Here is a 14300-nt window from a genome sequence, read left to right on the forward strand (position 1 = left end):
AGATACGAGATACGAGATACGAGATACGAGATACGAGACATTTTTGAAAATTGGAGCAGATAAGACAAGCAAAAAGTCCCAAACATCATGGTGCAATTTCTATTATCTTTTCCTTGTTCTACAGACACAAAAAAGCCGAGCTAATGCTCGGCTTTTGTATTAAGAATCTAGTATAGATTACTCAGCAGCTTCTTCAGCAGCTGGGCGGTCTACAAGCTCAATGTAAGCCATTGGAGCTTTATCACCAGTACGGAAACCACATTTAAGAATGCGAGTGTAACCACCTTGGCGAGCCGCGAAACGCGGGCCTAGTTCATTAAATAGTTTTGCCACAACTTCGTTATCACGAGTGCGAGCAAATGCAAGACGACGGTTAGCAACACTGTCTGTCTTAGCTAGGGTAATCAATGGCTCAATTACGCGACGTAGTTCTTTTGCTTTAGGCACGGTAGTTTTAATAACTTCGTGACGAACAAGAGAGCTAGCCATGTTGCTGAACATCGCTTTGCGATGACTGCTGTTGCGGTTGAGTTGACGACCACTTTTACGATGGCGCATGACCTAATCCTTCTAACTTTTCGATTAATCTTCAGCGATTGACGCTGGTGGCCAGTTTTCTAGACGCATGCCTAGAGAAAGACCACGTGAAGCAAGCACATCTTTAATCTCTGTAAGAGATTTCTTACCAAGGTTTGGCGTTTTAAGTAGCTCAACCTCAGTGCGCTGTACAAGATCACCGATGTAGTGAATCGCTTCTGCTTTCAAACAGTTAGCAGAGCGAACTGTTAGTTCAAGATCGTCTACAGGACGTAGTAGGATAGGATCGAATTCTGGCTTCTCTTCCTTCTCCTCAGGTACACGTACATCACGAAGATCTACGAACGCATCCAATTGTTCAGCTAAAATAGTAGCTGCACGACGGATTGCTTCCTCAGGTTCTAGAGTACCGTTCGTTTCCATATCGATAACAAGCTTGTCTAAATCAGTACGTTGTTCTACACGTGCCGCTTCTACAGCGTAAGCGATTTTATCAACCGGGCTGTAAGTAGCGTCAACTAGTAGACGACCGATAGGACGCTCATCTTCTTCAGTATGGATACGAGCTGAAGCTGGAACGTAACCACGACCACGTTCTACTTTGATACGCATAGCGATCTCAGCGTTGTCATCCGTTAGGTGACAAATTACGTGCTCAGGGTTAGCGATCTCTACATCACCATCGTGGGTGATGTCACCTGCAACAACAGGGCCTGAGCCTGATTTGTTCAGTGTAATAAACACTTCATCTTTGCCTTCAGCAACGCGTACAGCCAAACCTTTAAGGTTTAGAAGGATTTCCAGGATATCTTCCTGAACGCCTTCTTTAGTGCTGTATTCGTGTAGCACACCTTCAATTTCAACTTCTGTTACGGCACAACCCGGCATAGAAGATAGAAGAATGCGGCGAAGAGCATTACCTAGAGTGTGGCCGAAACCGCGCTCTAATGGCTCAAGAGTTACTTTCGCGTGTGTCGTATTGATCTGTTCAATGTCAACAAGACGCGGCTTAAGAAATTCTGTTACAGAACCCTGCATTGTGTCCTCTCTTTTTTTAACCTTACTTAGAGTAAAGTTCGACGATCAAGTGTTCATTGATGTCAGCTGATAGGTCAGAACGCTCAGGCATACGCTTGAATGTACCTTCCATTTTGCCAGCATCTACTTCAATCCAAGTTGGCTTTTCACGTTGTTCAGCAACTTCTAGAGCCGCTTTAATACGAGATTGCTGTTTAGCTTTCTCGCGGATAGAAACAACGTCGTTTGCCGCTACTTTGAAAGAAGGAACGTTTACAACTTTACCATTAACTAGAATAGACTTGTGGCTAACTAGTTGACGAGATTCAGCACGAGTAGCGCCAAAGCCCATACGGTAAACTACGTTATCAAGACGACCTTCAAGAAGCTGAAGCAGGTTTGCACCTGTGTTGCCTTTAAGACGTGCAGCTTCTTTGTAGTAGTTGCGGAATTGTTTTTCTAGAACGCCGTAGATACGACGAACTTTTTGCTTCTCACGAAGCTGAACGCCATACTCAGATAGACGACCGCGACGAGCGCCGTGTACACCTGGTGCGTTATCAATTTTACACTTGGTATCGATCGCACGGACACCAGACTTAAGGAATAAGTCAGTACCTTCGCGACGGCTAAGCTTAAGCTTAGGACCCAAATATCTTGCCATGATCTTTCTCCAATATTCCTAGAAACGAAACTTAAACGCGACGTTTCTTAGGTGGACGACAACCGTTATGAGGGATTGGTGTCGCATCAACAATGTTAGTGATACGGAAACCAGCAGCGTTCAGTGCACGAACAGTAGATTCGCGACCTGGACCTGGACCCTTAACCATAACTTCCAAGTTCTTTAGGCCATATTCTTTAGCCATTTCACCACAACGCTCAGCTGCAACTTGTGCTGCGAACGGAGTAGATTTACGAGAACCACGGAAACCTGAACCACCTGCTGTAGCCCATGCAAGAGCGTTGCCTTGACGGTCAGTGATAGTTACGATTGTGTTGTTGAAAGAAGCATGAATGTGCGCTACGCCATCAGCTACTTGCTTGCGTACGCGCTTACGCGCGCGAGTTGGTTGTTTTGCCATTGTACTCTACCTTATCCGACTATTTCTTGATCGGCTTGCGCGGACCCTTACGGGTGCGAGCGTTGGTTTTAGTACGCTGTCCACGTAGTGGTAGACTGCGACGATGACGAAGACCGCGGTAACAGCCAAGGTCCATAAGACGCTTGATGTTCATCGATACTTCACGACGTAGATCACCTTCTACAGTGTACTTAGCTACACCATCACGCAGTTGATCGATCTGCTCTTCAGTTAGTTCACTGATCTTAGCATCTTCAGCAATACCCACTTCAGCTAGAATAGCTTGAGAGCGAGTTTTACCGATACCGTAGATTGCAGTAAGTGCAATTACAGAATGCTTATGATCAGGAATGTTAATGCCGGCTATACGGGCCATTATTCACTCCTAAGGGGTTCATAAAAGAATTATCCGCAGCAAAGCCCGTTATGGATACGCTGCGGCATACTACTTCTTTTGCACGCAAAAGGTAGGCCGAGGAATATACTCGACTCTACCTTGTATTTCAAGTAAAAATTTCTGCTAATTAGCCTTGGCGTTGCTTATGCTTTGGCTCACTGCAAATCACGCGAACGACACCGTTACGCTTGATAACTTTACAGTTACGGCAGATTTTTTTAACGGAAGCACGAACTTTCATTGCTAAACTCCGTAAATGGAATCGAAATTGTTACCACCGAATTAACGGCCGTAACCCTTCAGATTCGCTTTCTTTAACACAGAATCATACTGTTGTGACATCAGATGAGTCTGTACCTGTGCCATGAAATCCATGATAACTACCACTACGATTAGTAGTGATGTGCCGCCAAAGTAGAAACGAACGTTCCACGCGACCATCATGAACTCAGGAATCAGACATATAAAAGTAATGTATAGAGCGCCCGCAAGGGTTAGTCTAGTCATCACTTTATCGATATATTTCGCTGTCTGCTCACCTGGGCGGATACCGGGTACGAATGCACCAGACTTCTTCAAGTTATCAGCTGTTTCACGTGGGTTAAACACCAACGCTGTATAGAAGAAACAGAAGAAGATTATAGCTGCTGCATAAAGCATTACATACAAAGGTTGACCTGGGCTAAGAGCTAATGACACGTCAGTTAACCAACCGAACGCGCTGCTTTCACCATTTTGACCAAACCACTGCGCTAATGTTCCTGGGAACAAAATAATACTTGATGCGAAAATCGCTGGAATAACACCTGCCATATTAATCTTAAGAGGCAAGTGAGAGCTTTGTGCTGCAAAAACTTTACGACCTTGTTGACGTTTCGCATAGTTAACGACGATACGACGTTGACCACGTTCCATGAAAACTACGAAGTAAATAACAGCAAAAGACAATACAGCAATCAACAGCAGAAGAAGCACATGCAATTCACCTTGACGCGCTTGCTCGATTGTTTGACCGATTGCAGAAGGCAATCCAGCAACAATACCTGCAAAAATCAGAATGGAAATACCATTACCGATTCCTCGCTCAGTGATTTGTTCACCTAACCACATTAAGAACATGGTACCAGTTACTAAACTCACGGTAGCAATAAGCGTAAACATGGTTTGGTTGATAACAACCAGATTGTCGACCATGTTTGGTAAGCCTGTTGCGATACCAATAGCTTGGAATGTTGCAAGTACAAGCGTGCCGTAGCGTGTATATTGGCTTATCTTACGACGGCCTGCTTCACCCTCTTTCTTGAGTTCCGCTAACGCTGGATGAACTACAGTTAGCAATTGGACTACGATCGATGCCGAAATGTACGGCATGATACCCAATGCTAATATAGATGCACGCTCAAGAGCACCACCGGAGAACATGTTAAACATTTCTACGATGGTACCTTTTTGCTGATCGAACAAATCGGCAAGTACAGCTGCGTCAATACCAGGGATCGGCACAAAAGAGCCGGCTCGGAATACTAAAAGTGCACCAATTACGAATAATAAGCGCGACTTTAGTTCACTTAAGCCGCTCTGAGCACTACGAAAATCTTGTCCTGGTTTCTTAGCCATCTGTACCTCGTTCCTCGAGATTATTCCTCGATTTTACCGCCTGCAGCTTCGATTGCAGCTTTAGCGCCTTTAGTCACGCGTAGACCTTTAACAGTCACAGCTTTGCTTAGGTCACCAGAAAGAACGATCTTAACAAACTCGATGTTCTTAGTGATAACGTTAGCAGCTTTAAGGCTGTTAAGATCAACTACGTCACCTGTTACTTTCGCTAGCTCAGCTAGACGAACTTCAGCAGACACTAGGCTCTTACGAGAAGTGAAACCGAATTTAGGTAGACGTTGTTTTAGAGGCATTTGACCGCCTTCAAAACCTGGACGAACAGAGCCGCCAGAACGTGACTTTTGACCTTTGTGACCGCGGCCACCTGTTTTACCAAGGCCAGAACCGATACCACGACCTACACGCTTCTTAGAAGGTTTAGAGCCAGCAGCCGGTGATAGAGTATTCAAACGCATTCTGATTACTCCTCAATCTTAACCATGTAGTAAACCTTGTTGATCATACCGCGTACGCACGGTGTATCTTCAAGTTCTACTGTATGGTTGATGCGACGAAGACCTAGACCTTTAAGACACGCTTTGTGCTTAGGTAGGCGACCAATTGAGCTTTTAGTTTGAGTTACTTTAATAGTTGCCATCGTGTGCTTACTCCGAAATAGATTCAACAGTTAGACCACGTTTAGCAGCAACCATTTCTGGTGACTTAACGTCTACTAGAGCACCAATCGTTGCACGAACGATGTTGATCGGGTTCGTTGAACCGTATGCTTTAGAAAGTACGTTATGTACGCCCGCAACTTCAAGTACAGCACGCATTGCACCGCCGGCAATAACACCTGTACCTTCTGCAGCTGGCTGCATGTAAACTTTAGAGCCCGAATGACGACCTTTCACCGGGTGGTGAAGAGTGCCTTCGTTAAGCGATACTGTAACCATGTTACGGCGCGCTTTTTCCATTGCTTTTTGAATCGCAGCAGGTACTTCACGAGCTTTGCCGTAACCGAAACCTACGCGACCGTTACCGTCACCAACTACTGTTAGTGCAGTAAAGCTCATGATTCGACCACCTTTAACCGTCTTAGATACACGGTTAACTGCGATCAGCTTTTCTTGCAAATCATTAGCTTGTTGTTGTTCTTTAGCCATCTTCCAACCCTACCTTAGAATTTCAGACCAGCTTCGCGAGCAGATTCTGCTAGCGCCGCTACTCGACCGTGGTATTGGAAACCAGAACGATCAAATGCAACTGAAGCTACGCCTTTTTCAAGAGCGCGCTCAGCAACAGCTTTACCAACTGCTTTAGCTGCATCAACGTTACCAGTGTTCTTAACTTGCTCACGGATCGCTTTTTCTACAGTAGAAGCAGCTGCGATAACCTCAGAGCCGTTTGCCGCGATAACTTGTGCGTAAACATGGCGAGGAGTACGGTGTACTACCAGGCGAGTTGCACCAAGTTCTGCAATCTTACGACGTGCACGTGTAGCACGACGGATGCGAGATGCTTTCTTATCCATAGTGATACCTTACTTCTTCTTAGCTTCTTTAGTACGCACATTTTCATCTGCGTAACGAACACCTTTGCCTTTGTAAGGCTCAGGAGCACGGTAAGAACGAATGTCAGCCGCAACTTGACCTACTACTTGCTTATCGCAACCAGTAATGATGATCTCAGTTTGGCTAGGGCACTCAGCTTTAATACCTTCAGGTAGAGCGTGCTCTACTGGGTGAGAAAAACCAAGAGTTAGAGCTACAGAGTTGCCTTTCATAGCAGCACGGTAACCAACACCCTTAAGAGTTAGCTTCTTAGTGAAGCCCTCAGTAACACCCACAACCATGTTATTAACTAGAGCGCGAGCTGTACCAGCTTGTGCCCATGCGTTAGTAACACCTTCTTTCGGACCGAAAGTTAGGTTGGTTTCTTCCTGTGCAATAACTACGGCGCTGTTAAGAACGCGAGTAAGCTCACCTTTGCTACCTTTTACAGTAACTTCTTGGCCGTTTAGTTTCACCTCTACGCCAGCTGGAATAGCGACAGGTGCTTTAGCAACACGAGACATAATCTACTCCTTAAGCTACGTAACAGATGATTTCACCGCCAAGACCTGCTTTACGAGCAGCACGGTCAGACATCAGACCCTTGGAAGTAGAAACAACTGCAATACCAAGACCACCCATCACTGTAGGTAAAGAGTCTTTATTTTTATAAACTCTTAGACCAGGACGTGATACACGCTTGATTTGCTCGATTACAGGTTTAGCTTGGAAGTACTTAAGAGTAACTTCTAGCTCAGGTTTTGCTTCGCTGTTAACAGCGAAGTCTACGATGTAACCTTCAGCTTTAAGTAATGCAGCAATTGCAACTTTAAGCTTTGAAGAAGGCATTTTTACAGCAACTTTGTTTGCTGCCTGACCGTTACGAACTCGGGTCAGCATATCCGAAATCGGATCTTGCATGCTCATAAGATTTACTCCAAATGATTAAGTGGCAATTACCAGCTAGCCTTACGAAGACCCGGAATCTCGCCTTTCATGCAAGCTTCACGAACCTTAATGCGGCTTAGACCGAATTTACGTAGGTAACCGTGTGGACGACCAGTTTGGTTGCAACGGTTGCGCTGACGTGATGCACTTGAATCACGTGGAAGAGATTGCAGTTTAAGAACCGCATTCCAACGATCTTCTTCAGATGCGTTTACATCGCTAATGATAACTTTTAGCGCAGAACGCTTTTCAGCGAACTTAGCTACTAGTTTTGCACGTTTAGCTTCACGTGCTTTCATTGATTGTTTAGCCATAACAGTAACCCTACCCTTACTTACGGAATGGGAAGTTAAAGGCAGCCAGCAGAGCTCGGCCTTCCTCATCGGAACCCGCAGAAGTCGTGATAGTGATATCAAGACCGCGGACACGATCGACTTTATCGTAGTCGATTTCCGGAAAGATGATTTGCTCGCGAACGCCCATGCTGTAGTTACCGCGACCGTCAAAAGACTTTGCGCTAACACCACGGAAATCACGTACACGTGGAAGTGCGATAGAGATTAAACGCTCTAAAAATTCCCACATGCGCTCACCACGCAAGGTTACTTTACAACCAATTGGGTAGCCTTCACGAATTTTGAAACCAGCTACAGATTTACGCGCTTTAGTGATAAGTGGCTTTTGACCAGAGATCGTTGCCATATCAGCTGCTGCGTTTTCTAGCAGTTTCTTATCGTTGATTGCTTCACCAACGCCCATATTTAGGGTGATTTTCTCAATCCTAGGGACTTGCATGACGCTTGTGTAGCTGAACTCTTTGGTAAGCTCAGCGACTACAGACGACTTGTAGTAATCATGCAGTTTCGCCATAGTAGAACTCCAAATTACTTCTAATTAGTTAGAAACAGTTTCGCCGTTAGATTTGAAGAAACGAACTTTCTTGCCATCTTCGATACGGAAACCGATACGGTCTGCTTTACCAGTAGCCGCGTTAAAAACAGCAACGTTAGAAGCATCAATAGCTGCTTCTTGTTCAACGATGCCACCTTGTTGACCTAGAGCCGGAACCGGCTTTTGGTGTTTCTTAACAAGGTTGATGCCTTCAACGATAACTTTACCAGTTGTCAGAACCTTAGTTACTTTACCTTTCTTGCCTTTATCTTTACCAGCAAGAATGATTACTTCGTCATTACGACGGATTTTAGCTGCCATATTGCCGCTCCTTACAGAACTTCAGGTGCTAGTGATACAATCTTCATGAATTTCGCGTTACGAAGTTCACGAGTCACAGGACCAAAGATACGTGTGCCGACTGGTTGCTCAGTAGTGTCATTTAACAATACACAAGCATTACTGTCGAAGCGAATGACAGAACCGTCTGGGCGACGAACGCCTTTACGGGTGCGCACTACTACCGCCTTCAGAACATCACCTTTCTTTACTTTACCGCGAGGAATCGCTTCCTTCACTGTAACCTTGATGACGTCACCGATATGTGCATAACGGCGGTGAGAGCCACCCAGAACCTTAATACACATTACCTTGCGCGCGCCAGAGTTATCTGCTGCGTCAAGTGTACTTTGCATCTGGATCATTGTTAGTGCTCCGCTAAATATTAAAACTAGACCCTCTCGGGTCGGGCTGCCTCTTTAAAAGGGACGCGAATTGTACCACCCTTTTTTTAAATTGGGTAGACAAAAAACAAGCGGCTCCAAAAAATAATTTGGAGCCGCTTATAAGTTATAGAATTACAAAGATTAAATCTTCGCTTTTTCTAGAACTTTAACCAATGTCCAAGACTTAGTCTTAGACAGAGGACGACACTCAGCGATTTCAACTTTGTCGCCTAGGCCACAAGTGTTGTCTTCGTCGTGTGCGTGTACTTTAGTCGTGCGTTTGATGAACTTACCGTAAATTGGGTGTTTTACAGTGCGTTCAATAGCAACAACGATAGACTTGTCCATCTTGTCGCTTACTACACGGCCTTGCTGGATGCGGTTAGTTTCGCTCATTATGCGCCTGCCTTTTCAGTCAAAACAGTTTTCACACGTGCGATGTCACGGCGTACAGCTTTTAGAGTATGAGTTTGCTGAAGTTGACCAGTTGCAGCTTGCATGCGCAAGTTGAACTGTTCACGTAGCAAATTCAATAGCTCAGCGTTAAGCTCTTCAACGTTCTTTTCGCGTAGATCTTGTGCTTTCATCACATCACCTGCTTAGTTACAAAAGTAGTTTTAACAGGCAGTTTACGTGCCGCTAGGCGGAACGCTTCACGTGCCAACTCTTCAGGTACGCCATTCATCTCGTACATAACTTTGCCTGGTTGGATTTGAGCAACCCAGTACGCAACTGAACCTTTACCTTTACCTTGACGAACTTCAAGAGGCTTTTCAGTAATTGGCTTGTCTGGGAATACACGAATCCAGATTTGACCTTGACGCTTAATGTGACGTGTCATAGCACGACGTGCCGCTTCGATTTGACGTGCAGTCAGACGACCACGGCCAACAGCTTTAAGACCGAATTCGCCGAAGCTTACTTCAGTACCTTTAGCTAGACCACGGTTACGACCAGTCATAACCTTGCGGAACTTAGTACGTTTTGGTTGTAGCATCGTTCGACTCCTTACTTACGGCCTTTACGCTGCTTCTTAGGCTTATCGCCTTTTGGCTCTACTGCGTTAGCAGCTGGCATACCGCCTAGAATCTCACCTTTGAAGATCCAAACTTTAATGCCGATCACACCGTATTGAGTGTGAGCCGAAGAAGTTGCGTAATCAATGTCTGCACGTAGAGTGTGTAGAGGCACACGGCCTTCACGGTACCACTCTGAACGTGCGATTTCAGCACCGCCAAGACGGCCGCCTACTTGTACTTTGATGCCTTTAGCGCCTAGACGCATAGCATTTTGTACCGCACGCTTCATTGCACGACGGAACATAACACGACGCTCTAGTTGAGACGCGATGCTATCAGCTACAAGCTGACCATCTAGCTCAGGCTTACGTACTTCAGCGATGTTAATTTGCGCTGGTACACCTGCGATTTTAGCTACAGCTGCGCGTAGCTTCTCTACGTCTTCACCTTTCTTACCGATAACAACGCCAGGGCGAGCAGTGTGAATAGTCACACGGATGCTCTTAGCTGGACGCTCGATAACGATACGAGATAATGATGCTTTTTGTAGTTCCTTTGTAAGGAACTGACGTACCTTGAAGTCGCCGTCTAGGTTGTCAGCGAATTCGTTGGTATTAGCAAACCATGTAGCATTCCAAGGCTTAACGATGCCAAGACGAATACCATTAGGATGTACTTTCTGACCCATTGCTTACTCTCCTAGTCTTTAGCGATCTGCTACAACAATAGTGATGTGGCTTGAACGCTTCAAGATACGATCCGCACGACCTTTAGCACGAGGCATAATACGCTTCATGATAGGGCCCTCATCTACGAAGATTTTAGCGACATTTAGATCGTCGATATCTGCACCTTCGTTATGTTCCGCGTTAGCGATAGCTGACTCAAGAACCTTCTTAACTAATACAGCAGCTTTTTTGTTGCTGAAAGTTAGAATTTCTAGAGCTTGGTCTACCGACTTACCGCGAATTTGGTCTGCAACTAAGCGAGCTTTCTGTGGAGAAATACGAGCAAAGTTATGTTTAGCTAAAGCTTCCATCATCTACTCCTTATTTCTTCTTAGCTTTCTTATCTGCAGCATGACCGCGATAAGTACGAGTTGGTGCAAATTCGCCCAGTTTGTGACCGATCATTTCTTCGGTAACGAAAACTGGAACGTGCTGACGACCATTATGGACAGCGATGGTCAAACCAATCATTGTTGGGATGATCATTGAGCGACGGGACCAAGTCTTAATAGGCTTTTTGTCTCCGCTTTCCACCGCTTTCTCTACCTTCTTCAGCAAGTGTAGGTCAATAAAAGGACCTTTCTTGAGAGAACGTGGCATGGCGATTCCTCTTTATAAATTATTTAGTGCGACGACGTACGATGTACTTGTCAGTGCGCTTGTTCTTACGAGTCTTGAAGCCCTTAGTAGGAACGCCCCAAGGAGAAACTGGGTGACGACCACCAGATGTGCGGCCTTCACCACCACCATGTGGGTGATCCACCGGGTTCATTACTACACCACGTACGGTTGGACGTACGCCGCGCCAGCGTGAAGCACCAGCTTTACCAAGTTCACGTAGCATATGCTCAGAGTTACCAACTTCACCGATCGTTGCACGACCTTCAGAAAGAACTTTGCGCATCTCACCAGAACGTAGACGGATAGTTACGTATGCACCATCGCGAGCGATGATTTGAGCATAAGCACCAGCCGAACGAGCTAGTTGAGCACCTTTACCAGGCTTAAGTTCAACACAGTGTACAGTAGAACCTACTGGGATGTTGCGCATCGGCAGAGTGTTACCTGCTTTGATTGCAGCATCTACGCCAGATTGAATCTGGTCGCCTGCGTTAACACCTTTAGGTGCAATGATGTAACGACGCTCACCGTCTGCGTACAGAACTAGAGCGATGTTAGCACTACGGTTTGGATCGTATTCTAGACGCTCAACTTTCGCTGGGATGCCATCTTTAGTACGTTTGAAGTCAATTACACGGTAATGGTGCTTATGACCACCACCGATGTGACGTACTGTAATACGACCGTTGTTGTTACGACCACCGTTCTTAGAGTTTTTCTCTAGAAGTGGTGCGTATGGCTTACCCTTGTGTAGGTCAGCGTTAACAACTTTAACGACGTGACGACGACCAGGGGAAGTCGGCTTACATTTAACAATAGCCATTTTTACTACTCCTGTTATTCCGCGCCGCCAACGAAGTCAAGATCTTGACCTTCTTTCAAAGTAACGTAGGCTTTCTTAACGTCTGAACGACGGCCTTCACGCATACCTTGACGTTTGGTCTTACCCTTTAATACAAGAGTATTTACAGACTTAACTTCAACTTCAAATAGCTTTTCTACAGCTGCTTTGATCTCTTTCTTAGTTGCATCTTTAGCTACTTTGAAAACGATAGTGTTCGCTTTCTCAGCTGCCATAGTTGCTTTTTCAGAGATGTGCGGAGCACGTAGAACTTTTAAGATACGCTCTTCAGTGATCATGCTAGCATCTCCTCAACTTGCTTAACTGCGTCAGCAGTCATTAGAACCTTGTCGAAAGCGATTAGTGATACTGGATCAACACCAGCAACATCACGTGCATCTACTTTGTATAGGTTACGAGCAGCTAAGAATAGATTTTCATCTACTTCGCCAGTCACAATCAGAACGTCGCTTAGCTCAAGCTCTTTAAGCTTAGCTACAAGTTCTTTTGTTTTTGGTGCTTCTACAGAGAAGTTATCAACAACGATTAAACGCTCTTGACGAACTAGCTCAGAAAGAATGCTCTTCATAGCACCGCGGTACATTTTTTTGTTTACTTTTTGGCTGTGATCTTGTGGTTTCGCAGCAAAAGTAACACCACCTGTACGCCAGATTGGGCTACGAATTGTACCAGCACGTGCGCGGCCAGTACCTTTTTGACGCCATGGCTTAGCGCCACCGCCAGATACTTCAGAACGAGTCTTTTGAGCACGAGTACCTTGACGAGCACCTGCTGCATATGCAACAACTACTTGGTGTACAAGAGCTTCGTTGAAGTCACGTCCGAAAGTAGTCTCGGAAACAGTTAGTGCATCAGCACCTTTAACCATCAATTCCATTACTTACTCCTAGACGTTATGCTTTAACAGCAGGTTTTACGATCACGTTTCCGCCTGTTGAGCCCGGTACTGCACCTTTAATAAGGAGTAGATTGCGCTCAGCGTCAACACGTACGATCTCTAGGTTTTGAGTCGTTACACGCTCAGCACCCATGTGACCTGCCATTTTCTTGCCTTTAAACACGCGGCCTGGAGTTTGACATTGGCCAATTGAACCCGGTGCGCGGTGAGACAAAGAGTTACCGTGAGTCATATCTTGAGTAGAGAAGTTCCAACGCTTGATAGCGCCTTGGAAGCCTTTACCTTTAGATGTACCAGTAACGTCTACTTTTTTAATTTCGTTGAAAAGTTCTACGTTTAGCTCAGCGCCAACTTCAAACTCTTCGCCGTTTTCTAAACGGAATTCCCAAAGACCGCGACCTGCTTCTACACCCGCTTTCGCGAAGTGACCAGCTTCAGGTTTAGTTACACGGTTAGCTTTCTTAGCACCAGTAGTTACTTGGATTGCTGCGTAGCCGTCTGTCTCAAGAGTTTTAACTTGAGAAATACGGTTCGCTTCAACCTCAACAACAGTTACTGGGATAGAAACGCCTTCTTCAGTAAATACGCGGGTCATACCCACTTTACGTCCGACTAGACCAATCATTATTCTTATCTCCCTTAACCTAGGCTGATTTGAACATCAACGCCAGCTGCAAGATCAAGACGCATTAGAGCATCAACAGTTTTATCTGTTGGCTCAACGATGTCGATCAAACGCTTGTGAGTACGGATTTCGTACTGATCACGTGCATCTTTGTTGACGTGTGGAGAGGTAAGAACAGTGAAACGCTCTTTACGAGTAGGAAGTGGAATAGGACCACGAACCTGTGCGCCAGTACGTTTTGCTGTTTCAACGATTTCCGCAGTTGAAGCATCGATTAGCTTGTAATCAAACGCTTTAAGGCGGATACGAATACGTTGGTTCTGCATGAGACAGAGCTCCAATTATTAAAAATTACACAAACAATATCGCCACTCAAACCCGATAAAACGAGAGAATGCCGATTGATTTATGTGAAACCGTAGCACCCAAAATTAGGACGCATTGTCAGTTAACTTTTGAAGTAAACAAGAAGTTTACTATTTTTATTAACCGCGAACATAAGCTGAGTATACATTACTAGGTAAGACCTACTCCTCAGTGCTCATTGGTTCACAACCAGCGTTAGCCAGTGCGATGCATTATACAGATCACACTTTAGTATGCAAGTAGTGTTGGAAAAATAATCGCAATTTATTGGAAGTTGGTTTTGTATCGAGAGGGAAGAAGATAGATGGAAGGTAATATTTCTTTTGAGAAAACAAAAGGGAAGCCGAAGCTCCCCTTTTCAGATGCGTGCTCTTCTAATGAAGAGAGTGCAAAAATCTAAATGCTATTAAGCGAAGATTTTAGCTACAACAC

Annotated in this window: 28 protein-coding genes; all 28 read right to left on the bottom strand. The window is 45.2% G+C overall.

The window, feature by feature from the left end; all coding sequences use genetic code 11:
* Positions 1-177: 177 nt before the first annotated feature.
* The 28 genes from rplQ to rpsJ all read right to left on the bottom strand — a co-directional run bounded on the left by rplQ (position 178) and on the right by rpsJ (position 13828).
* Complete coding sequence (gene rplQ / locus AB4323_RS21750; protein WP_004729812.1) at positions 178-558, bottom strand: 50S ribosomal protein L17; 381 nt, start codon at positions 556-558, stop codon at positions 178-180.
* A gap of 24 nt (positions 559-582) precedes the next feature.
* Positions 583-1575, bottom strand: coding sequence for a DNA-directed RNA polymerase subunit alpha (locus AB4323_RS21755; protein WP_004729813.1), 993 nt, complete (start codon positions 1573-1575; stop codon positions 583-585).
* A gap of 22 nt (positions 1576-1597) precedes the next feature.
* Positions 1598-2218 (bottom strand): 30S ribosomal protein S4, encoded by a 621-nt coding sequence (gene rpsD / locus AB4323_RS21760; RefSeq protein ID WP_004738777.1) that lies wholly within the window; start codon positions 2216-2218, stop codon positions 1598-1600.
* Between the two features lie 31 nt (positions 2219-2249).
* Entirely contained in the window at positions 2250-2639 is a 390-nt protein-coding gene (rpsK, locus tag AB4323_RS21765) for a 30S ribosomal protein S11 (RefSeq protein ID WP_004738778.1), read from the bottom strand.
* 19 nt (positions 2640-2658) lie between these two features.
* Positions 2659-3015: a 30S ribosomal protein S13 gene (rpsM, locus tag AB4323_RS21770; protein ID WP_004738779.1), complete on the bottom strand. Its 357-nt coding sequence runs from the start codon at positions 3013-3015 to the stop codon at positions 2659-2661.
* A gap of 148 nt (positions 3016-3163) precedes the next feature.
* Positions 3164-3277: a 50S ribosomal protein L36 gene (gene rpmJ, locus AB4323_RS21775; RefSeq protein WP_000868186.1), complete on the bottom strand. Its 114-nt coding sequence runs from the start codon at positions 3275-3277 to the stop codon at positions 3164-3166.
* Between the two features lie 41 nt (positions 3278-3318).
* On the bottom strand, positions 3319-4653 hold the full coding sequence (gene secY / locus AB4323_RS21780) for a preprotein translocase subunit SecY (RefSeq protein WP_004738781.1): 1335 nt from the start codon (positions 4651-4653) through the stop codon (positions 3319-3321).
* Between the two features lie 20 nt (positions 4654-4673).
* Positions 4674-5108, bottom strand: a complete 435-nt coding sequence (gene rplO, locus AB4323_RS21785) for a 50S ribosomal protein L15 (protein ID WP_004736758.1) — start codon at positions 5106-5108, stop codon at positions 4674-4676.
* 5 nt (positions 5109-5113) lie between these two features.
* Positions 5114-5290: a 50S ribosomal protein L30 gene (gene rpmD, locus AB4323_RS21790; protein WP_004736756.1), complete on the bottom strand. Its 177-nt coding sequence runs from the start codon at positions 5288-5290 to the stop codon at positions 5114-5116.
* Between the two features lie 7 nt (positions 5291-5297).
* Positions 5298-5798, bottom strand: coding sequence for a 30S ribosomal protein S5 (gene rpsE, locus AB4323_RS21795; protein WP_017061307.1), 501 nt, complete (start codon positions 5796-5798; stop codon positions 5298-5300).
* 14 nt (positions 5799-5812) lie between these two features.
* The gene (gene rplR, locus AB4323_RS21800; protein ID WP_004738784.1) at positions 5813-6166 is read right to left on the bottom strand and encodes a 50S ribosomal protein L18; all 354 of its coding nucleotides are present in this window, start codon (positions 6164-6166) and stop codon (positions 5813-5815) included.
* 9 nt (positions 6167-6175) lie between these two features.
* Positions 6176-6709 carry a 50S ribosomal protein L6 gene (gene rplF / locus AB4323_RS21805; RefSeq protein WP_017063712.1) on the bottom strand — a complete coding sequence of 178 codons (534 nt, stop codon included), beginning with the start codon at positions 6707-6709 and terminating at the stop codon, positions 6176-6178.
* 10 nt (positions 6710-6719) lie between these two features.
* On the bottom strand, positions 6720-7112 hold the full coding sequence (gene rpsH, locus AB4323_RS21810; RefSeq protein ID WP_017061309.1) for a 30S ribosomal protein S8: 393 nt from the start codon (positions 7110-7112) through the stop codon (positions 6720-6722).
* Positions 7113-7141: 29 nt separating this feature from the next.
* Positions 7142-7447: a 30S ribosomal protein S14 gene (gene rpsN, locus AB4323_RS21815; RefSeq protein ID WP_004738789.1), complete on the bottom strand. Its 306-nt coding sequence runs from the start codon at positions 7445-7447 to the stop codon at positions 7142-7144.
* A gap of 16 nt (positions 7448-7463) precedes the next feature.
* Positions 7464-8003: a 50S ribosomal protein L5 gene (gene rplE / locus AB4323_RS21820; protein WP_004738790.1), complete on the bottom strand. Its 540-nt coding sequence runs from the start codon at positions 8001-8003 to the stop codon at positions 7464-7466.
* Between the two features lie 24 nt (positions 8004-8027).
* The gene (rplX, locus tag AB4323_RS21825) at positions 8028-8345 is read right to left on the bottom strand and encodes a 50S ribosomal protein L24 (protein ID WP_004738792.1); all 318 of its coding nucleotides are present in this window, start codon (positions 8343-8345) and stop codon (positions 8028-8030) included.
* Positions 8346-8356: 11 nt separating this feature from the next.
* Positions 8357-8728 carry a 50S ribosomal protein L14 gene (rplN, locus tag AB4323_RS21830; RefSeq protein WP_004736740.1) on the bottom strand — a complete coding sequence of 124 codons (372 nt, stop codon included), beginning with the start codon at positions 8726-8728 and terminating at the stop codon, positions 8357-8359.
* Positions 8729-8890: 162 nt separating this feature from the next.
* Entirely contained in the window at positions 8891-9145 is a 255-nt protein-coding gene (rpsQ, locus tag AB4323_RS21835) for a 30S ribosomal protein S17 (protein ID WP_004736739.1), read from the bottom strand.
* Entirely contained in the window at positions 9145-9336 is a 192-nt protein-coding gene (rpmC, locus tag AB4323_RS21840) for a 50S ribosomal protein L29 (RefSeq protein WP_004736737.1), read from the bottom strand. Before rpmC ends, rpsQ begins: the two co-directional genes overlap by 1 nt.
* Complete coding sequence (rplP, locus tag AB4323_RS21845; protein WP_004736736.1) at positions 9336-9746, bottom strand: 50S ribosomal protein L16; 411 nt, start codon at positions 9744-9746, stop codon at positions 9336-9338. The genes rpmC and rplP overlap by 1 nt, the downstream gene beginning before the upstream one ends.
* Before the next feature lie 11 nt (positions 9747-9757).
* Positions 9758-10456, bottom strand: a complete 699-nt coding sequence (rpsC, locus tag AB4323_RS21850) for a 30S ribosomal protein S3 (protein ID WP_004736734.1) — start codon at positions 10454-10456, stop codon at positions 9758-9760.
* 18 nt (positions 10457-10474) lie between these two features.
* On the bottom strand, positions 10475-10807 hold the full coding sequence (gene rplV / locus AB4323_RS21855) for a 50S ribosomal protein L22 (protein ID WP_004736732.1): 333 nt from the start codon (positions 10805-10807) through the stop codon (positions 10475-10477).
* A 10-nt stretch (positions 10808-10817) separates the two neighbouring features.
* Entirely contained in the window at positions 10818-11096 is a 279-nt protein-coding gene (rpsS, locus tag AB4323_RS21860; RefSeq protein WP_004736729.1) for a 30S ribosomal protein S19, read from the bottom strand.
* 19 nt (positions 11097-11115) lie between these two features.
* Positions 11116-11940 carry a 50S ribosomal protein L2 gene (gene rplB / locus AB4323_RS21865; protein ID WP_010435149.1) on the bottom strand — a complete coding sequence of 275 codons (825 nt, stop codon included), beginning with the start codon at positions 11938-11940 and terminating at the stop codon, positions 11116-11118.
* Between the two features lie 14 nt (positions 11941-11954).
* The gene (gene rplW, locus AB4323_RS21870; protein ID WP_004736765.1) at positions 11955-12257 is read right to left on the bottom strand and encodes a 50S ribosomal protein L23; all 303 of its coding nucleotides are present in this window, start codon (positions 12255-12257) and stop codon (positions 11955-11957) included.
* A complete protein-coding gene (rplD, locus tag AB4323_RS21875) occupies positions 12254-12856 on the bottom strand; it encodes a 50S ribosomal protein L4 (RefSeq protein WP_004738803.1) in 603 nt (200 codons plus the stop codon). The genes rplW and rplD overlap by 4 nt, the downstream gene beginning before the upstream one ends.
* A gap of 16 nt (positions 12857-12872) precedes the next feature.
* Positions 12873-13502 carry a 50S ribosomal protein L3 gene (rplC, locus tag AB4323_RS21880; RefSeq protein WP_004736763.1) on the bottom strand — a complete coding sequence of 210 codons (630 nt, stop codon included), beginning with the start codon at positions 13500-13502 and terminating at the stop codon, positions 12873-12875.
* Between the two features lie 14 nt (positions 13503-13516).
* The gene (gene rpsJ / locus AB4323_RS21885; protein WP_004736761.1) at positions 13517-13828 is read right to left on the bottom strand and encodes a 30S ribosomal protein S10; all 312 of its coding nucleotides are present in this window, start codon (positions 13826-13828) and stop codon (positions 13517-13519) included.
* Positions 13829-14300: the final 472 nt, after the last annotated feature.

The organism is Vibrio sp. 10N.261.52.C11 (assembly GCF_041471405.1).
Taxonomy (GTDB): domain Bacteria; phylum Pseudomonadota; class Gammaproteobacteria; order Enterobacterales; family Vibrionaceae; genus Vibrio; species Vibrio crassostreae_C.